20 protein-coding genes and 4 tRNA genes are annotated in these 18,694 nt (G+C 61.4%); 3 read left to right on the top strand and 21 right to left on the bottom strand.

Annotation, left to right across the window (positions count from 1 at the left end):
* Positions 1-3: 3 nt before the first annotated feature.
* From BDB13_RS11785 to rplJ, 4 genes are all read right to left on the bottom strand, one after another.
* Entirely contained in the window at positions 4-798 is a 795-nt protein-coding gene (locus BDB13_RS11785) for an MlaE family ABC transporter permease (protein ID WP_094271802.1), read from the bottom strand.
* Between the two features lie 9 nt (positions 799-807).
* On the bottom strand, positions 808-1,929 hold the full coding sequence (locus BDB13_RS11780) for an ABC transporter ATP-binding protein (protein WP_094271801.1): 1,122 nt from the start codon (positions 1,927-1,929) through the stop codon (positions 808-810).
* A gap of 254 nt (positions 1,930-2,183) precedes the next feature.
* On the bottom strand, positions 2,184-2,564 hold the full coding sequence (gene rplL / locus BDB13_RS11775) for a 50S ribosomal protein L7/L12 (RefSeq protein WP_094271800.1): 381 nt from the start codon (positions 2,562-2,564) through the stop codon (positions 2,184-2,186).
* Positions 2,565-2,642: 78 nt separating this feature from the next.
* Positions 2,643-3,236 (bottom strand): 50S ribosomal protein L10, encoded by a 594-nt coding sequence (gene rplJ / locus BDB13_RS11770; protein WP_094271799.1) that lies wholly within the window; start codon positions 3,234-3,236, stop codon positions 2,643-2,645.
* A gap of 474 nt (positions 3,237-3,710) precedes the next feature.
* Between rplJ and BDB13_RS11765 the strand changes: the two genes are divergently transcribed.
* Positions 3,711-5,321: an MFS transporter gene (locus BDB13_RS11765; protein WP_094271798.1), complete on the top strand. Its 1,611-nt coding sequence runs from the start codon at positions 3,711-3,713 to the stop codon at positions 5,319-5,321.
* A 62-nt stretch (positions 5,322-5,383) separates the two neighbouring features.
* Here BDB13_RS11765 and rplA read toward each other — a convergent pair whose 3' ends face one another.
* The 11 genes from rplA to BDB13_RS11710 form a co-directional block, all read right to left on the bottom strand.
* The gene (gene rplA / locus BDB13_RS11760; RefSeq protein WP_003941982.1) at positions 5,384-6,103 is read right to left on the bottom strand and encodes a 50S ribosomal protein L1; all 720 of its coding nucleotides are present in this window, start codon (positions 6,101-6,103) and stop codon (positions 5,384-5,386) included.
* Between the two features lie 114 nt (positions 6,104-6,217).
* Positions 6,218-6,652, bottom strand: a complete 435-nt coding sequence (gene rplK, locus BDB13_RS11755) for a 50S ribosomal protein L11 (protein ID WP_094271797.1) — start codon at positions 6,650-6,652, stop codon at positions 6,218-6,220.
* A 63-nt stretch (positions 6,653-6,715) separates the two neighbouring features.
* Complete coding sequence (nusG, locus tag BDB13_RS11750; RefSeq protein WP_094271796.1) at positions 6,716-7,579, bottom strand: transcription termination/antitermination protein NusG; 864 nt, start codon at positions 7,577-7,579, stop codon at positions 6,716-6,718.
* An 83-nt stretch (positions 7,580-7,662) separates the two neighbouring features.
* Positions 7,663-8,154, bottom strand: a complete 492-nt coding sequence (secE, locus tag BDB13_RS11745; protein ID WP_169632636.1) for a preprotein translocase subunit SecE — start codon at positions 8,152-8,154, stop codon at positions 7,663-7,665.
* A gap of 31 nt (positions 8,155-8,185) precedes the next feature.
* Positions 8,186-8,258: transfer RNA gene (locus BDB13_RS11740), tRNA-Trp, on the bottom strand.
* Positions 8,259-8,442: 184 nt separating this feature from the next.
* Complete coding sequence (hadB, locus tag BDB13_RS11735; protein WP_094271794.1) at positions 8,443-8,868, bottom strand: (3R)-hydroxyacyl-ACP dehydratase subunit HadB; 426 nt, start codon at positions 8,866-8,868, stop codon at positions 8,443-8,445.
* Complete coding sequence (hadA, locus tag BDB13_RS11730; protein WP_254923016.1) at positions 8,855-9,340, bottom strand: (3R)-hydroxyacyl-ACP dehydratase subunit HadA; 486 nt, start codon at positions 9,338-9,340, stop codon at positions 8,855-8,857. The genes hadB and hadA overlap by 14 nt, the downstream gene beginning before the upstream one ends.
* Positions 9,341-9,496: 156 nt before the next feature.
* Positions 9,497-9,664 (bottom strand): 50S ribosomal protein L33, encoded by a 168-nt coding sequence (gene rpmG / locus BDB13_RS11725; RefSeq protein ID WP_094271792.1) that lies wholly within the window; start codon positions 9,662-9,664, stop codon positions 9,497-9,499.
* Between the two features lie 61 nt (positions 9,665-9,725).
* A tRNA-Met gene (locus tag BDB13_RS11720) sits at positions 9,726-9,798 on the bottom strand.
* A gap of 44 nt (positions 9,799-9,842) precedes the next feature.
* Positions 9,843-9,915 (bottom strand) — tRNA-Thr (locus BDB13_RS11715).
* Positions 9,916-10,381: 466 nt separating this feature from the next.
* Positions 10,382-10,464 (bottom strand) — tRNA-Tyr (locus BDB13_RS11710).
* Positions 10,465-10,688: 224 nt separating this feature from the next.
* Between BDB13_RS11710 and BDB13_RS11705 the strand changes: the two genes are divergently transcribed.
* Positions 10,689-11,180, top strand: a complete 492-nt coding sequence (locus tag BDB13_RS11705; RefSeq protein ID WP_094271791.1) for a YajQ family cyclic di-GMP-binding protein — start codon at positions 10,689-10,691, stop codon at positions 11,178-11,180.
* Between the two features lie 68 nt (positions 11,181-11,248).
* On the opposite strand, the gene htpX is transcribed toward BDB13_RS11705, so the two are convergent.
* Both htpX and BDB13_RS11695 read right to left on the bottom strand, forming a co-directional pair.
* The gene (gene htpX / locus BDB13_RS11700) at positions 11,249-12,112 is read right to left on the bottom strand and encodes a zinc metalloprotease HtpX (protein ID WP_094274859.1); all 864 of its coding nucleotides are present in this window, start codon (positions 12,110-12,112) and stop codon (positions 11,249-11,251) included.
* 128 nt (positions 12,113-12,240) lie between these two features.
* A complete protein-coding gene (locus tag BDB13_RS11695) occupies positions 12,241-13,290 on the bottom strand; it encodes a polyprenyl synthetase family protein (protein WP_094274858.1) in 1,050 nt (349 codons plus the stop codon).
* A 104-nt stretch (positions 13,291-13,394) separates the two neighbouring features.
* Here BDB13_RS11695 and BDB13_RS11690 point away from each other — a divergent pair, with 104 nt between their 5' ends.
* Positions 13,395-14,657 (top strand): geranylgeranyl reductase family protein, encoded by a 1,263-nt coding sequence (locus BDB13_RS11690; protein ID WP_094274857.1) that lies wholly within the window; start codon positions 13,395-13,397, stop codon positions 14,655-14,657.
* On the opposite strand, the gene BDB13_RS11685 is transcribed toward BDB13_RS11690, so the two are convergent.
* Genes BDB13_RS11685 through menD form a run of 4 tightly spaced genes read right to left on the bottom strand, consistent with a single transcriptional unit; the run spans position 14,658 to position 18,650 of the window.
* Positions 14,658-15,356: a demethylmenaquinone methyltransferase gene (locus BDB13_RS11685; RefSeq protein ID WP_094271790.1), complete on the bottom strand. Its 699-nt coding sequence runs from the start codon at positions 15,354-15,356 to the stop codon at positions 14,658-14,660.
* A gap of 37 nt (positions 15,357-15,393) precedes the next feature.
* On the bottom strand, positions 15,394-16,539 hold the full coding sequence (locus BDB13_RS11680; protein WP_094271789.1) for a glycosyltransferase family 4 protein: 1,146 nt from the start codon (positions 16,537-16,539) through the stop codon (positions 15,394-15,396).
* A gap of 57 nt (positions 16,540-16,596) precedes the next feature.
* Positions 16,597-17,040 (bottom strand): DUF3592 domain-containing protein, encoded by a 444-nt coding sequence (locus BDB13_RS11675; RefSeq protein ID WP_094271788.1) that lies wholly within the window; start codon positions 17,038-17,040, stop codon positions 16,597-16,599.
* On the bottom strand, positions 17,037-18,650 hold the full coding sequence (menD, locus tag BDB13_RS11670) for a 2-succinyl-5-enolpyruvyl-6-hydroxy-3-cyclohexene-1-carboxylic-acid synthase (RefSeq protein ID WP_094271787.1): 1,614 nt from the start codon (positions 18,648-18,650) through the stop codon (positions 17,037-17,039). Before menD ends, BDB13_RS11675 begins: the two co-directional genes overlap by 4 nt.
* Positions 18,651-18,694 lie beyond the last annotated feature (44 nt).

The raw sequence follows: 18,694 nt of genomic DNA, 5'->3' as shown, positions 1-18,694 counted from the left end.
AGGTCAAGATCCCTTCGCCGGCACGATCTGGAGGTACACCATCGTCAGAATCAGATTGGCGAAGAACAGCAACAAGAACGTGATGACCACGGCCTGGTTGACGGCTTCACCGACGCCCTTGGGCCCACCCGACGGATGCAGTCCCTTGTACGACGAGATAACGCCCGCGATGACCCCGAACACCGCTGCTTTGATCTCGCCGCTCCACAGGTCGGGCAGCTGCGCAAAGGCCGAGAACGACGAGATGTACGCGCCCGGATTACCGCCCTGCAGAATCACATTGAAGAAGTAGCCACCCGCAATACCGACGACGGACACAAGTCCGTTGAGCAACACGGCGATAAGAATCATCGCGAGAACACGTGGAACCACCAGTCGCTGAATGGGATTGATGCCCAGAACTTCCATGGCATCGATCTCTTCACGAATAGTCCGCGATCCGAGGTCGGCGGTCACCGCCGAGCCGGCCGCACCAGCAACCAGCAGGGCTGTCACAAGCGGACTGCCCTGCTGAATCACCGCCAAGACACTGGCGGCGCCGGTGAACGACTCAGCACCGAGTTGCTTGATCAGTGAGCCTGTCTGCAGCGAGACGACGGCGCCGAACGGAATAGCGACTAGTGCAGTCGGCAAGATCGTCACGCTGGCGATGAACCACGCCTGCTCGATGAACTCGCGAAACTGGAATGGGCGTCTAAACGTGTTCTTGACGACCTCGACAAACAGCTCGACGATATTTCCGGCCTGAGTTAGCGCTCCGTTGACGGGACTCAGAACCGAGTTGCGGGTGACACCCATCCGATATGCCTACCCTTGCCCGTGCGTCGTGTTTCCGTATGGATCGCCCTCGTATGCAGGGATCACCTGCGTGTCCTGCGAATTTCCGTCCCACTCGCCTGCGTAACCGCTTGCGTCGGCGTATTGCGGATCGTACTGGCCACCTACGCCGGCTTCGTTCAGGCTGTCCTGAATTGCGGCCTGCGCGTTTGCCGGAAGGGTGTGCATGATCTGGCGGACACGTTCCTGACGTCGTCCGACGGCCTGACGCTCCGGATTACCGGGCGTTGCCTTCATCTGCGGAACGATGCCCTCGACATCCTCGACACCACCAGCGTGGTGACCGGCATCGACGAGCGCCTGCTCGTGAGCCATCTGTGCTTCGTCCTTCTCCTCCGACATACCGATCGGACCGATCATGGTGCCGTTGAGGAACTGCTTGACGACGGGCTCGTCCGACGTCAGGAGCACCTCACGCGGGCCGAACATGACGAGTTGGCGACGGAAAAGCATGCCGATGTTGTCCGGCACGGTTCGAGCGAGGTTGATGTTGTGCGACACGATCAGAATCGTGGCGTCGCTCTGCGCGTTGATGTCGATCAGTGTCTGGCTGATGTAGGTGGTGCGAACCGGGTCGAGGCCGGAGTCCGGCTCGTCGACGAGGATGATTTCGGGATCGAGAACGAGCGCCCGCGCCAAACCTGCACGTTTGCGCATACCGCCGGAGATCTCGCCGGGGAGCTTGTCCTCGGCGCCGACGAGACCCGTGAGATCGAGCTTCTCCATCACGATCTTGCGGATGTCCGACTCGGACTTCTTGGTGTGCTCACGCAATGGGAAAGCGATGTTGTCGTACAAGTTCATGGAACCGAACAGTGCGCCGTCCTGGAAGAGCACACCGAACAACTTGCGAATCTCGTAGAGCTCCTTGGAGGAGCACTGGAGGATGTCCGTGCCGTCGATCACGATAGAGCCCTGTTCGGGGCGGAGCAGTCCGATCAAGGACTTCAAAAATACCGACTTACCGGTGCCCGACGGTCCCAGAAGAGCACTGACCTCACCGGCAGGGAGCGTCAACGACACATCCTGCCAAATCCTTTGCGACCCGAAAGACTTTGTCAGTCCTTGTACCGCTACCTCGACTCCCACCATTACCTCCGCGACGTCCGATGCATGCACCCCATGTGGGTTGGGTCACTCTATCGCATGTATGTGTTACCCGTGACCGCGAATACTACTAACCGGTAGGGAAGGAACACAATTCACCAGGTAGGTCCGTTCTCACACAGTTCCGACCTGCTCAGATTCGGACAAATCTCGCGCAGAAAATTGATCAAAAAAGAGGGCCACTTCCCGTAGGAAGTGACCCTCTTCTACTACTCGTGAGAGCAGCGGGGAAAACCGTCTTACTTGATGACGATCTTCGCGCCGGCGCCTTCGAGCTTTTCCTTTGCAGCTTCTGCTGCTTCCTTCGAAACCTTCTCGAGGATTGCCTTCGGAGCGCTCTCGACGAGATCCTTGGCTTCCTTCAGGCCGAGGCCGGAAACGACCTCACGGACGACCTTGATGACCTGGATCTTCTTGTCGCCAGCCGACTCGAGGACGACGTCGAACTCGTCCTGCTCTTCAGCAGCCTCGGCAGCCGGTGCGCCTGCAACGGCGACGGCGACGGGAGCAGCAGCGGTGACCTCGAAGGTCTCCTCGAATGCCTTAACGAACTCCGAGAGCTCGAGGAGGGTGAGCTCCTTGAACTGGTCCAACAATTCTTCGGTGCTGAGCTTCGCCATTGTGGCGGTCCTTCCGGTAAGTCCCATGTCGCTGATCCGCGACCGGGCGGGGTTATAGCAGTGATGCGCGGGTGCGGATCAGCTTTCGGCTTCGGCCTCGGCCGGAGCCTCGGTAGCAGCCTCTTCGGCAGCTTCGACGGGAGCCGAAGCTCCGCCTTCTGCGGCCAGCTTCTCCTGCAGTGCAGCAGCCAAACGGGCCATCTGCGAAGCGGGAGCATTGAACAGGCCTGCGGCCTTTGCCAAGTTGCCCTTCATCGCGCCGGCAAGCTTAGCCAACAGGATTTCGCGGGATTCGAGATCCGCGATCTTGTTGACCTCGTCCACGGACAGCGCAGCGCCGTCCATGTAGCCGCCCTTGATGATGAGCGCCTTGTTGTCCTTTGCGAAGTTTTTCAGTGCCTTCGCAGCGTCGACCGGTTCGCCCTTGATGAATGCAATGGCGGTCGGTCCGACGAACAGGTCATCAAGGCCCTCGATGCCAGCCTCTTTGGCGGCACGCTTAACCAGGGTGTTCTTGGCGACGGAGTAGGTGGCACCTTCTCCGAGAGCGCGTCGCAGTGTCGTGATGTTGCCCACTGACAGACCACGGTATTCCGTGACCACAGCAGCGGTCGAACCCTTGAACTGCTCGGTGATTTCTGCAACTGCAGAAATCTTCTCAGGCTTTGCCATACTTCGCCTCCTCTCGTGACAGTCGTTATCCCACTTCGGAACCGCTGCGCCTCGCCGGGAAACCCGACTCGACACAAGGCGAAGGACCTAAGACATGCAAAACGCCCCGGCGCAGGGCGCACGGGGCGTACAGAGGAGACAAACAGGAACGGATTGAACCGCTTCCGAAAGTTTTCCCCCTACCTCGTCCTCCTGCGTGGGCGCCGGGCAATCCCGGACTTTCAACCACACTCATTTCTGAGTGCAATAACCAACGGTCTTGGGTAGAACATGATTTTGGGGTGAAGTTCATATCCAGCACTGAACTCCGTGTCGAAGACTACCGCACCCGGGGGTGCATCTCCAACTCGCCGGCGATCCACACATGCGATCGGTGATGTGCAACACAAAGCGGTCCTGAATGTGACGCGCCGGTCATGGAGTATCCCAATTTACACGTAACTCCAAGTAACGGTTACGGGTTAGCGTTGCTCCATGACGCACACCACAGAAATTCCACCGGAAGCCCGAAGGTCGCCGATCGGCTCCCGCTCCGGACGATGCATCGCACTCGCCGTCATCTGCCTTGCCGAATTGCTGGTCGTCCTCGACAACACGATAGTGAACGTGGCTTTGCCCTCCATCGGCGTCGAACTTCGTACGAATGTCAGCGGACTTCAGTGGGTTGTCGACGCCTACACACTCACGTTTGCCGGACTACTACTCGCCTTCGGCAACCTCGGCGACAGGCATGGTCGTCGAAAGATAATGATCGTCGGACTGATCGGCGTCGGTGTCATGTCTGTCGCGGGCGCGATGTCGGGTTCGTTGGAGCAGGTCATCGCTGCCCGGGCCGCGATGGGAATCTTTGCCGCAGCGGTCTTTCCGGCAACTCTTGCCCTCATCATCAACATCTTCGACGATTCACGTGAACGGGCACTTGCCATTGCCGCCTGGACTGCGATGGCCGGATTCGCGATCGCGATCGGTCCGATGTCCGGCGGCTGGCTTCTCGAACACTTCTCCTGGCATTCCGTGTTCTGGATCAACGTTCCGGTCGCCGCCGTCGCAGTCCTGGCAGTCCTGCGTTGGGTTCCGGAGTCGAAGTCGTCGAAAGTTTCCGGCGTAGACACACTCGGGATCGTCTTGTCGATCACCGGCATCACGCTTCTCGTCTGGGCAATCATCGAGGCCCCTCGCTACGGCTGGCTGAGTTCGACAACCCTGGGCGTCGGCATCGGCGCCGTAGCTATCCTCATCGGGTTCGTAGCGTGGGAACTGCACACTGCCTCGCCGATTCTCGATATGCGCCTGTTCCGCAACCGCCGTTTTGCTCTACCCGCGCTCGCCATCGCCATCGCGTACTTCTCGATGTTCGGCTTCCTGTTTCTGATCACCCAGTACTTCCAGGGTGTTCGCGAGTACACGCCATTCGAATTCGGAGTGGCATCGCTGCCGTTTGCCGTGTCGGTGGCCGTCGGCGCACCGGTCGCGACGCTCCTGGCCCAAAGAATCGGATCCACTGCTGTCATCGTGACCGGCCTGCTCCTCACCGGTCTCGGGCTGTTCCTCGGCGGACTCGTCGACGTGAACAGTAGTTACGTGATCGACGTTCTGCCGTCCATGGTGTTCATGGCACTCGGACTCGGGATTGTCCAGGGTCCCGCGACCGAATCGATCATGTCTTCACTCCCACTCGACGAGGCCGGCGCAGGCTCGGCAGTCAACGACACGACGCGCGAAATTGGCGGCACCCTCGGCGTCGCGGTTCTCGGATCGATCGTCGCGTCGTACTACTCGAGCAAAGTCAGTCCCCTCATCGACCAGGTGCCCGCCGCGATGATGTCCGACGACGAGAAGGGATTCGCGAAAGCCTCGGTACTCAGCGTCCTCGAGATGCGTGAACGGGAAGTGCCGCAGATCCTCGACGCATCCCGCGAGACGCTGATCATCTCGATGAAGTCCGCGGTCCTCGAAGGCTCACACACTGCCTCACTGGTCGCGACCGGATCCGTCTTGATCTGCGCAGTTGTCGTCGCGGTTTTCCTACCCTGGGCACCCGCGGACCACGACTCGGTATTGCTCGCTTGGCGCAAGAAGGACTGACAAACAGCAAGAAGGCCGGCAGGGAGTGATCCCTGCCGGCCTTCTAGTGTTCAGCGAACTGCTTACGCGTCTGCAGCATCCTCGAGGAGGTTGCGCGTACGGTTCGGATCCACCGGGATGCCCGGACCGGTGGTGGTCGAAACCGTGATCTTCTTCACGTAGCGGCCCTTGGCCGACGAGGGCTTCGCACGCAGGATCTCGTCCAGCGCTGCGCCGTAGTTCTCCACCAGCTTCTCATCGTCGAACGATGCCTTGCCGATGACGAAGTGCAGGTTGGCCTGCTTGTCGACGCGGAAGTTGATCTTTCCGCCCTTGATGTCGTTGACAGCCTTCGTGACATCCGCCGTAACGGTGCCCGTCTTCGGGTTCGGCATCAGGCCACGGGGTCCGAGGACTCGGGCGATGCGGCCGACCTTGGCCATCTGATCAGGGGTCGCGATTGCGGCGTCGAAATCGACCCATCCACCCTGGATGCGCTCGATCAGGTCTTCTGCACCGACTACGTCAGCGCCTGCAGCCTCAGCTTCTGCTGCCTTCTCGCCAACAGCGAACACGATGACGCGAGCGGTCTTACCGGTGCCGTGGGGCAGGTTAACCGTTCCGCGGACCATCTGGTCAGCCTTACGGGGGTCGACGCCCAGACGAACTGCAACCTCAACGGTTGCATCCATCTTGGTGGACGACGTCTCCTTGGCGAGCTTTGCAGCCTGAAGCGGGCTGTAGAGCTTGTCTGCGTCGATCTTCTCAGCGGCGGCGAGATACGCCTTGCTGCGCTTTGCCATTTGTTCTGTCCTTACTTCTCACCGCAGTGCGGTACTACCTGCAGCGGGTGAATGGTTCAGTTGTGGTCAGGGCCTGGCCGGCCCTCCCACGCGATGCTGTGGAGCGGAGAGCTTTTAGCCCTCGACCGTGATGCCCATGGAACGAGCGGTGCCGGCGATGATCTTCGCGGCCTGCTCGATGTCATTGGCGTTGAGGTCTTCTGCCTTGGTCTTTGCGATTTCGCGCACCTGATCCATGGTCACTGTGGCGACCTTGGTCTTGTGCGGCTCGCCGGAGCCCTTGGCAACGCCGGCAGCCTTGAGCAGCAGACGCGATGCGGGAGGGGTCTTCAGCTTGAAATCGAAGGTCCGGTCTTCGTAGACCGAGATCTCGACAGGCACAATGTTGCCGCGCTGGGACTCAGTCGCCGCGTTGTATGCCTTGCAGAATTCCATGATGTTCACGCCGTGCTGACCGAGCGCGGGACCCACGGGAGGTGCAGGGTTAGCCTGACCTGCGGGGATCTGCAGCTTGATGAGCCCGGCGAGCTTCTTCTTCTTTGGGGGCATCTCTAGTTCCTAGTTTCTAGCTTGGGTGTGTGTCTTGCGTCTTACAGTGCAAGTGTGGGGGGGTCAGATCTTTGCGACCTGGTTGAAGTTGAGTTCAACCGGGGTTTCACGACCGAAGATCGATACGAGAACCTTGAGCTTCTGCTGCTCGCCGTTGACCTCGCTGATGCTGGCCGGCAGAGTCGCGAACGGACCGTCCATGACAGTGACGGATTCGCCGATCTCGAAGTCGACCTCGATGAGGGGCTTGCCGAAGGACTCGGACGGTGCCTCGCCTGCTGCGACAGCAGCCGCTGCTGCCTGCTGCTTCTTCTGCTCCTGCTGGGGAAGCAGGAACTTCACGACGTCGTTGAGAGACAACGGAGACGGGCGCGATGTGGCGCCGACAAATCCGGTGACGCCCGGCGTGTTGCGCACTGCGCCCCACGACTCGTCGTTGAGTTCCATGCGGACCAGGATGTAGCCGGGCAAAACCTTGCGGTTGACCTGCTTACGCTGACCGTTCTTGATCTCGGTGACCTCTTCGGTGGGAACTTCCACCTGGAAGATGTAGTCACCGACGTCGAGGTTCTGAACGCGGGTCTCGAGGTTGGTCTTGACCTTGTTTTCGTAACCTGCGTACGAATGAATGACGTACCAGTCGCCCGGTGCGCGGCGCAGAGCAGCCTTCAATTCCGCAACCGGATCCTCGACCTCGAGGTCGGCTTCGGGAGCAGCTTCGTCGGAGTTCTCGGCGTCCTCGGAGATGACGTCTTCTGTTGCTTCGGTCTCGACAGCGTCTTCGGTCTCGACAGCGTCGGCTTCGGTGCCATCGGCACTGTCAGCATCGGTGCCTTCGGCAACCACGACGTCTACTTCGGCTGCCGCCTCGGCAGAAACACGCTCTTCGGCCAAGGCCTCATTCGTGTCGTTCTCGGGGGTGCTCACTGGGGCACTCGCTTCCTCTCGTTACTCGGACCCGGGTCGGGTCGTGTCGCGCTCGCAGGCAAAGACGCCCGGTTGTACGGCGATCAGCCGAACAGCCAGGTGACACCCTTGATCACAGCGATATCGACGCCGCTGATGAAAGCGACCATGAAGACCACGAACGTCAGCACGACGCTGGTGTAGGTGACCATCTGCTTACGGTTCGGCCAGATGACCTTGCGGAGTTCTGAGATGACCTCGCGGAAGAACTTCCGAAGGCGCTTGAAGAGGTTGTCCTTCTTCGCCTTGGGCTTCTTACCGGGGTTCTTTGCATTCGGCTGTGCCGATGCCGTCCGGGCCGGAGTCTTCACGGTGGACGCGCTGACCGAGGCGCCGCGTGCAGCGCGCTTTCCGGTCGGCTTGTTGGAAACCCCACTAGACGTGGAAGGTGACTCTTGGTCACTGTCCTTGTCCAGCGAAAGATCGGAACGCGTGACCGCGTCAGCTGCAGTGTCGTCAACACCGGTCGAATCGGCAGACGGTAACGTCTCCGCGTTCGAAGTGTCGGCGTCGCGCTTGTCGCGCTCCTCGCTCACGTCGTTCCTCTCAGTCGCTGGCATCCGGGGGCAGGGGCGACAGGACTTGAACCTGCAACCTGCGGTTTTGGAGACCGCTGCTCTGCCAGTTGAGCTACGCCCCTTTGGTTGACGTCTACCGCCGACATTTTCATGCCTGCTGTTTCGATCAACCGCTCTGCGATCACACAACACACGCGCTACCCAAGATGAATATCTTGCGACATTCAGGGCAGCGCGCAGCGCTGAGGAATCCCAGAAATCTCAGTGTACTTCAAAGCCCCGGAACAAACACAATCTACCCGGCTATCAGGCCAGACGGACCGTGGCAGTGGCGCGACCGAAAATTTTCTTGCCTTCGGACTTCGCCACAATTGCCAGTACTGCAGTCTTACTTTCTTCGTCGATCGACTTCACCTTACCGGTGAACTCGATCTCGGCAGCCTTGTCGGCCGCCACGATGACCGGGCTAGTGAACCGTACATTGTACTCGGTCACAGCGCCCGGGTCCCCCAGCCATTCGGTGACGTAACCGGCACCGATGCCCATGGAGAGCATGCCGTGCGCCACCACATCGGGCAGGCCGGCAAGTCGAGCAACCTCGTCACTGAAGTGAATCGGGTTGGGATCACCCGCGACACCAGAATAATTGGCGAGGTTTCCACGCGTCAGCGTGACGGCCTTCTCCGGAAGGAGATCGCCGACGCTCACGTCGGAAAATTTACGAAGCGACATGCATCATCACATCCTTGACTGCGTGGGCGATATTCTCGTCCACCTCGCCGCCGGTGCGGGCAACCAGAGTTGTCCACATCGTGACGACCTCGTCGTCGTTCTGATCGGTGATGATGTTCTTGGTTACGATGATGTCGCTACCTGCTGCCTGCCTGAACGAATCCAGGTAGACGTCGCAGAAGAGTCGATCCCCAACCTGAATTGGCTTATGCAGCACAACCCGTTGGTCGGTATGGAGAATCTGACTCAGGTCGTAGCCGGTGACGATTTCATCGAACAGACGTCGCTGAGCGATACTGCCCACGATCGCAACAAACGTCACCGGAGCGATCAGGCCGTCGTATCCGAGGCCCTTAGCTGCGGTTTCGTCATAATGCGCGGGGTGCGCGTCCTGGACAGCGCGAGCAAACTCGCGCACCTTCTCGCGCCCGACCTCGTAGAAGTCTTCGACACGATAGTGGTGACCAACCATCTGGACGGCATGAGCGGCCGGGTCCAGGGGGACCTCGGCCGCTGCCTCGTTCACTTGCAAATCTGTCACGCGGAAAAACTCTCTTCTAGCTTGGACCCGAAGACGCAGGCCCGGAGAGGGTTTTCCGCGAAAATCGCTGTCCGGTTAAGGACTGTGCTACTTCGACTCGCGATGCGACTGGTGGGTTCCGCAGTTGGAGCAGAACTTCTTGAGCTCCAGGCGATCGGGGTCGTTGCGCCGATTCTTCTTGGTGATGTAGTTACGGTGCTTGCATACCTCGCAGGCCAAGGTGATCTTGGGCCGAACGTCGGTCGAGGAGGCCACGGGATGCCTTCTTTCGGGTGTATCTGATTACGAGCAATCAGGGTGGATCATGCATATTGTGTAGCGGTGACCGGACTTGAACCGGCGACGCAACGATTATGAGTCGTTTGCTCTACCAACTGAGCTACACCGCCTCGGTGTCGAGTGTCGCGCGTAAGCACGACACCCCAATCCAGCGAGCCCCCTAACGGAATCGAACCGTTGACCTTTTCCTTACCATGGAAACGCTCTACCGACTGAGCTAAGGGGGCGTGGCCTCTGGAGTGCGTTTCCGCTCTCTTGAAGCCTCCGAAAGATTACACAGAAACAGTCGTCAGCACCAAATCGGCTGGTCAACGCGGCAAAATTGGTACCGGAGCCCATTGTTGCACCGATTGGCGCGCATGGCGAGGCCTATCTGCGAACTGGGATGACGCCAGAACCCCGCAGATGGACCCGTAATTCAGCCTCGGAAGGTCCCACTCCTGCCAAAAGGCCCTTCTGGCAGGAACCCGAATGGTTCCGGGGCCGAAACCCACCGCAGTGAGTTTCCCGGGCTGCATCTGCACCTCCTCTCTAACCACGGGGAGAGTGCAGACGGAGAGAGTGCAGAGGGAGAGAGTGCAACGCGCCGGCTGCAGACACAGGTCGGTAGACCAACCCTTTGCGCGAACCAACCTGCAGATACAAAAAAGTCAGCCCCGATCTTCTGATTCGAAGATCGGGGCTGACTCTGTGTGGCAGATGTAGGATTCGAACCTACGTAGGCATACGCCGACGGATTTACAGTCCGCTCCCATTGGCCGCTCGGGCAATCTGCCATGCTGCACCAGGGTCCTGATCCGATGCTCTCGCAAGTATATCGCGACGCGCAGCGGCCAAGAACGACTTCCTTGGTGCGGTGAGAAGAATACAACGAACCCACCCCCATTTAGCAAACCGGGTGGTAACAGGCGGTGCCGAACCGATACCGTCGAGGTATCCACCGGTATGGAAGGTGGATGCAACACGATGTTCGTGAATGACTGGGAAGCGGGAGTGTGAAGTGGCTGATTCGTCCTTCGACGTGGTGAGCAAAGTAGACCGTCAAGAGGTAGACAACGCCTTACATCAAGCTGCCAAGGAGTTGACCACGCGTTTCGACTTCCGGAACACCGGTGCGTCGATCGATTGGTCGGGTGAAGAGACGATCACGTTGAACGCCGATACCGAGGAGCGTCTGCTGGCCGCACTCGAGGTGTTCAAGGAAAAGTTGATTCGCCGTGACATCTCTCTGAAGGCGTTCGATGCCGGCGAGCCGGCCCAGTCCGGAAAGATCTACAAGCTGTCCGGGACATTGGTCCAGGGCATCACCAGCGAGAATGCCAAGAAGATCACCAAGAAGATCCGTGACGAGGGCCCTAAGGGCGTCAAAGCGCAGATCCAGGGTGAAGAGCTCCGCGTGAGCAGCAAGAAGCGTGACGACCTCCAGGCCGTCATGGCTCTCCTCCGCGGTGACGACTTCGGAATCGCACTGCAGTTCGTGAACTACAGGTAGGGGCTGCGCCCCTGTGCGCCTTTTTGGTAGTGCGAACCACCAAAAAGGCGCACAGGGGCCGGAGGCCCCTACATCCCTGCCATCTTCTCCAGACGTTCGATCCGATCGGCCATCGGCGGATGCGTCGAGAACAGCTTGCTCATCTTCTCCCCCGCCCGAAACGGGTTTGCGATCATGAGATGCGACTGAGCTGCCAATTGCGGCTCCGGAGGCAATGGAGCGGCCGCAACGCCCGCCTCCAGCTTCCTCAATGCCGAAGCGAGCGCCAACGGGTCTCCGGTGAGCTCAGCTCCCGATTGATCGGCCTGATACTCCCGTGAGCGGGAGACCGCGAGTTTTACCACCGTCGCCGCTATCGGCCCCAGCAGAGCGACGAGTAGCAGCGCGATCGGGTTGGATCCCTGCCCGTTTCCCCGACCGCCGAACATGCTGGCGTACATCGCGAAGTTGGCGAGACCGGAAATCACGGCGGCCATCGCGCCGGCCACGGACGAGATCAGAATGTCCCGGTTGTAGACGTGTGACAGTTCGTGACCGAGTACGGCTCGCAGCTCACGCTCGTTCAACAGCGCCATGATTCCACTGGTCACGCACACAGCGGCATGTCGCGGATTGCGGCCCGTAGCGAAGGCGTTGGGCGCGTTTGTGGGGCTGACGTAGAGGCTCGGCATCGGCTGATGTGCCGTCGTCGCCAACTCGCGCACGATGCGATAGATCGCCGGCGCTTCTACTTCGGTAATGGGCACAGCACGCATCGCGCGCAGTGCCAGCTTGGCGCTGTTGAAGTAGACGTAGGCATTCATTCCCACGGCAAAGACGATTGACCCCAACAAGATGGTCGAGTTGCCGAACAACGATCCGACGAACACGATCAGGGCGGACATTCCGACCAATAGCCCGAAAGTCTTGGCTCCGTTTGCGTAGCCGTGCACAGCGCTCACCTCTTACCCGTCCGAGCTCACAGCTCGCCTGAAACCTATCGGTGTTTCAACCGACTTGCTCAGTCAACGAAGGGCAGTGGTGTGCAGGTTCCCCAGGCAACAGCAGGATCCGCTATGCGTCAGCCAACTCGTTCCACGGTGTAGTCGATAAGCCGTACGAGTGCCTCGTTTGCGGGACCCTGCGGCAACTCCGCGAGCTGTGCCCGCGCTGCAACCACGTATTCGCCCAACTTTGCCTTTGCCTTGGCCATACCGGGGGAACGATCGAGCAATGCGAGAGCCTCTTCAACGTCGGCATCCTCGGTGACGGGCCCGGCGAGCAGTTCACGTAGGCGATCGGCGTCAGCGCCTTCCTCCTGGAATGCGTAGAGCACGGGGAGCGTGTGGACACCCTCTCGAAGGTCCGTACCTGGCGTTTTACCCGACTGCTCAGCGACGGAGGAAATGTCGATGATGTCATCCGCGATCTGGAATGCAACGCCGACCGCGTCACCCAAACGCTCGAGTCGTTCGATGTGGGCCGCGTCGAAACCGGAGAACGTGCCACCGAATCGACCAGCTGCGGCGATCAGCGAACCGGTCTTCTCCCACACGACCTTGAGGTAGTGCTCGATCGAATCTTGTTCTTGACGGGCACCGATCGTTTCACGCATCTGGCCTGTGACCAGCTCCGCGAATGTCTCGGCGATGATGCGGACGGCTTCGGGGCCGAGAGTCGAGACCAACCGTGACGCGTGAGCGAACAAGTAGTCACCGGCCAGGATGGCGACGCTGTTACCCCAGCGTGCGTTGGCACTCGGAGCGCCGCGTCGCATGGACGCCTCGTCCATGACGTCGTCGTGATAGAGCGTCGCGAGGTGCACGAGTTCTGTGACGGTGGCTGCGGTGATGATGGACGGATCAGTCGGATTGGGTCCGAGCTGTGCCGTCAGGATCGTGAACATCGGACGGAAACGCTTCCCGCCGGCGCGCGCGAGATGCAGCGCGGCTTCGGTGAGGAAGTCCTCCCCGTCGGACAGCTCGCTGACCAACAATTCTTCGACATCGGAGAGTCCACTACGAACTACTGCAGCAAGCTCGTCGTTGCCCAAGTCGATTCCTGCAACGACGGTGCTCACTGCTGTTGCGTCGGCAGCAGTCTTTTCGGTGCTCACGATGTCAGTACCCATTCCTGTCGTCAGTGACGGCTCGGTTCCCACGGTAGTGAACCTAGCGCCTCGCTCACCGGACGGCCTCGCCACGGTCGTGAACATGAGCCTGGGAAGATGTGAGTGTGTCCGGAGAAGAGCAGTCCCCCGCCGTGAATCCGCAGCCGACCGAAACCGACATTGTGATCATCGGTGCTGGTCCAGCGGGTTCTTCGGCCGCAGCCTGGGCCGCACGCAGTGGCCGCGACGTAGTTCTCGTCGACGCTGCCGTGTTCCCCCGAGACAAGACATGTGGTGATGGACTCACTCCGCGCGCCGTCGCCGAACTCGATCAACTAGGCCTGGGTGAGTGGGTTAGATCACATACGACCAACCGTGGACTCCGTCTGTCGGGTTTCGGTCAGGAACTGGAATTGGAATGGCCGGGGACATCGTTCCCGTCGATCGGGAGCGCTGTCCCCCGCACCGAAATGGATGACAGGATCCGCCGGTGCGCGATCGAATCAGGTGCGGTGATGATCGAGGGCACCAAGGCCGTCGACGTCGAACTCAGCGGCGATCGGGTGACCGGGGTCGTCCTGTCAGGCCCCTCGGGCAACAGCACTCTGCGCTGCCGAACCTTGATCGTCGCCGACGGCGTTCGCTCGACCCTCGGCAAGAAGCTGGGGCGCGAATGGCATCGGGAGACCGCGTACGGCGTTGCGGCCCGTGCGTACGTCGGAACGCCCCGTAGCGCGGACCCGTGGATCACCTCGCATCTGGAACTCCGCGACGGAGCCGGCACGATCCAAGCGGGTTACGGCTGGATTTTCCCGCTGGGGACAGGCGAGGTGAACATCGGCGTCGGCACCTTGGCGACAGCCAAGCGACCGGCCTCCGGAGCGCTCCGTCCACTCCTCGATCTGTATACGGAACAGCGCCGCAGCGAATGGTCCTGGAACAGTGAAATCCATTCCGTCGCTTCAGCTTTACTGCCCATGGGCGGTGCGGTTTCGAACATCGCCGGACGCAACTGGGCGATCATCGGCGACGCCGCGGCCTGTGTGAATCCACTCAACGGTGAGGGCATCGACTACGCCCTCGAAGGCGGACGGTTGATAGTCGAACACCTCGGCGCCGACGATCTGACCGAGCTGTGGCCGAGCGTCCTTCGAGAGCATTACGGGCAGGCATTCTCGGTGGCGCGTCGCCTTGCCGGACTGCTCACCGTCCCGCAGTTCCTACCGGCGTCCGGACCCATCGCGATGCGCTCGAAGGCTCTGATGACCATCGCGGTGCGGGTGATGGGAAACCTCGTCACCGATGCCGACGCCGACCTGACGGCGCGGGCATGGCGGGCGTCGGGAGCCGCGTCCCGAAGGATCGACTCCCGACCACTCTTCGGCTGACTACCGCGTTGCGTAATGCAGCGCTACGACGCCACCGGTGAGGTTGCGCCATTTGACGTTCTTCCAGCCGGCAGCCTCGATCTTGCGGGCCAGTTCTTCCTGCGTCGGCCAGGCCCGAATGGATTCGGCGAGGTAGACGTAGGCGTCCGGGTTGCTGCTCACGGCGCGGGCGACCTGCGGGAGCGCCTTCATCAGGTATTCCATGTAGACCGTGCGGAACGGGCTGAACACGGGGGTCGAGAACTCGCTGACAACGAGGCGTCCGCCTGGTTTGGTGACGCGGGCGATCTCGCGCAGGCCGGCCTCGAAGTCGGAGACGTTGCGCAGGCCGAAGGAAATAGTCGCGGCGTCGAACACGTCGTCGGCGTAAGGAAGGTTCATGGCGTCGCCCGCCACCATCGGCACGTTGCGTGCGCGTCCGGCCTTCAGCATGCCCTTGGAGAAGTCGGTGGCGACACACCAAGCTCCGGATCGTCCCAGTTCGACTGTCGAGACTCCGGTACCGGCCGCGAGGTCGAGTACCTTTTCGCCCGGCTTCAGGTCCAGAGCCTCGCGGGTGGCTTTGCGCCACCCTTTGTCCTGGCCGAAGGACAGCACGGTGTTGGTGAGGTCGTATCGCTCCGCGACGTCATCGAACATCGACGCGACTTCGCGCGGCTGTTTGTCGAGAGTTGCCCGGGTTCCGTGTGTAGTGGCCACACCGGAAACGCTACCAACCCTCAGGTTGCGAAGGTGTTCAGGCTGCTCGGGCACTCGTGCGCCACCCCTGACCCGCCACATCTTCGTAGTGGCGCAGCAGCTCGTCACAGATGGCGGGCCAGGTTCGGTGCAACACCGAACGCCGGGCAGCGGTGCCGAGTGCTGCTCGTAGATCCTGCTGACGCAACGCGTCGACCGCGCCTGGAAGCAGGTCGGTAAACCTCCCGACCGGGAGCAGATAGCCGTTGCGGCAATGCGAGATCAGATCCCGTGGGCCACCGGCATCAGGCCCGATGACGGGCACGCCGCTCGCGAGGGCTTCCTGCACCGCTTGGCAGAAGGTCTCGTGTTCGCCGGGATGCACAAATACGTCCAGGCTCGCATAGGCGTCGGCCAAGGCAGTCCCGTCGAGCTGCCCGGTGAAGATCGCGTCTGGCATCAACGTGCGCAAGCGGTCTCGGTCCGGCCCGTCGCCGACAACAACGAGTTGCAAACTCCGATCTCCGGCCAACGCAGCCAGCCGTTCGACGTGCTTCTCGGGCGCCAGCCGTCCGACAAATCCGATAACCAGACGGTCTGCGTCGCCGATCCAGGTCCGGCGCAGTTCCGCGCTACGACGCGACGGTACAAATCGTTGGGCGTCGACGCCCCGGGCCCACTTGTGGACGCGAGGAATGCCGTGTTTTGCGAGGGCGTCGACAGCCGCGGTCGACGGCGCCAGGGTCCGGTTGCAGCTCTTGTGTATTCGCCGGGTCCACGCCCACGCGGCCCGACTGGCGATGCCGAGTCCGTAGCTTTCTGCGAAGCCCGCGACGTCGGTCTGGTAGACCGCGACGGTGGACACCTGGAGACGTTGGGCAATGCCCACTCCCCCGGCTCCCAGCAGGAAGGGCGACGCGAGGTGTATGACGTCCGGCGCAAATTCACGGACCGCCGAAACCAGCCGTGGCCCCGGCAATCCGACCGGCAGCGAACTGACTTTGGGCACCATGACGGCAGGCACTCGAATAACCTGTACGCCTTCGTGTTCGGTTGGCGCGGATGGTTCTGAGCCAACGGTGTCGGGCGCGATGACCAGGGCGTCGTGGCCGGCCCGGTCGAGGTGTTCGAGCACGCGCAGTACCGAGTTGGTGACGCCGTTCATGTTGGGCAGGAAGGACTCCGCAACGATGGCTACTCTCACACCGATTACGGTGACAGGACCGGGAAAAGTCCACGCCGTGTTCGTGTGAAGAGCAAGCTAATTCGAGGTGTCGGGCTTCGGAATACGGGTCGCGCTTTCTCGTTTGCGGAGGTACCAGATCATCGGTCCCACCAGCAGCCACGTCACGACGATGACCGATCCGGCGGGGATCAGGGCGACGGAAGCATTACGTCCGGCTACTCGCACCAGGTCGGGGTCACTCTTCGCGTACTCGACCTCGATGCGCTGTCCCACAGTCAGATTGGTGGGATAGAGAACTCCGAGTGGCGGGTTTCGGTTTGCACCGTCGGGGGTGACGAAGCTGATTGCGGAACGTAGAGAACCGGCCGAGAGCACCTCGGCAGTTGCCGTACCCATGTCGGCTTCGATGGTCCGGTCGTTGCGCCACGCGCCGAGGACAAGTACGACCGCGAGAACCGAGATACCGATCGCAACAACCAGAATTCCGATGCGGAAACGACGGAGAACAGCTTCTGTCACAGCTGCGCTCGCACGGATGCATGAAGCTCGCGCAGGCCACTGCGGTCGGTCGGCACTTCGAGAACTCGGATACCGCCGGCGGGTTGCGCCAACGCCGCCGCAAGTCCGTCGACGCCCACGGCTGTATGCGGAACCCGGTAGGCCGCACACAGTGCCGCCAGATCCATACCGTGAGGCGTTCCGAAAACTCGCTCGAAAACGCCGGCGTACTGCGGGTCACCCTGTTCGAGCAGTTCGAAGATGCCGCCGCCGTCATCGTTGGCGACCACGATCGTGAGGTCCCGCGGCCTCGGCTCGCCCGTACCGATCAGGAGGCCGGATGCATCGTGGAGGAACGTGAGGTCGCCCATCAGCGCGACGGTGCGTCCCTCGTCGTACGCCAGCGCAGCTCCGACGGCCGCGGAGACTGTGCCGTCGATGCCGGCGACACCGCGGTTGGAGAGGACACGAACCGTCGGCTTGGGGTAACTCACGAGAGCTGCGTCCCGAACCGGGTTGGAGGCGCCGAGCAACAACTGGTCACCGTCCGTGAGCACGCCCATCACCGCAGCGGCAACGTGCAGCCCCGTCGCCTTGGGATGTGCGTCGAGTTGCTTACGAACAGCGGCGTCGGCGTGATCGGTCAACGAAACGCATCGCTTGATCCACGCGGGGTCGGGGGTTCCGCTGACAACCGCTCGAGTTCCGGTCGCGAGCACGTTGCCGGAGACGTCGGGCCAGCGCGGGCCGGTGGTCAGTGCGTACACGTCGACGCTCGGATCTGCCAGCACTTTGGACACCTGACGGTGCAGGGTGGGGCGGCCGGTGATGATGGCCTGCCTCGGCTTGAGCTGGGACAGCGCGAGCGGGTGGAGAGGAATTCCGTGCATCGGCGCGGTGGGTTCGGCGACGGTCGGCAGTCCCGCAAGTTCCGGGCGCAGCGCGCTTCCGTGTCCGGAGATGACGACGGTATCGGCGGTGAGATCCAGGTCGACGGGAACGTCGAGCGTCGCGTTCTGCGTGGTAGTCCAGGCTGCTCCGCCGGGGCGGCCTTCCGGAACGGGGCCTTGCCGGTGAACGTCCGGGACCAGCGGCTCGCGCAGCGGTATGTCGAAGTGAACGGGTCCGGCGTTGCCGGAGCGAGTGCCACGCGCAGCAGCGAGGACCCGGCATACTGCCGAGCGCCACTGGCTGTTCTGTGTTGAATCGTCTTCTGCCAAACCGAGACTGATTGTCGCGCGCACCTGGCTGCCGAACAATCCGAGCTGCTCGACGGTCTGGTTGGCTCCGGTTCCGAGCATTTCGTACGGCCGATTGGCGCTCAGGACCACCACGGGGACTCGGGCGTAGTTCGCTTCGAGCACCGCCGGTCCGAGGTTGGCAACAGCTGTACCGGAGGTCATGACAATGGGCACCGGACGCTTGCCGGCGATCGCCAAGCCGAGCGCCAGGAAGCCTGCCGTCCGCTCGTCGATCCGCATATGCAGACGCAGCCGTCCCTCGAGGTCTGCGGCCTGCAGAGCAAATGCAAGAGGTGCGTTGCGAGAGCCTGGACAGAGCACGACTTCACGCACGCCACCGCGGACCAGTTCGTCGACGACGGCTGTGGCTTGTGCTGTGGACGGATTCACGCTTCAAGAGTGTCAGATGTGGGAGCGTGCGCGTCTGAGGGGGC

The sequence above is a fragment of the Rhodococcus sp. OK302 genome (genome assembly GCF_002245895.1).
In the GTDB taxonomy this organism is placed as follows: Bacteria; Actinomycetota; Actinomycetes; order Mycobacteriales; family Mycobacteriaceae; genus Rhodococcus_F.
The sequence above is the reverse complement of the archived record's forward strand: the minus strand, read 5'-3'. Positions and strand labels throughout refer to the sequence as shown.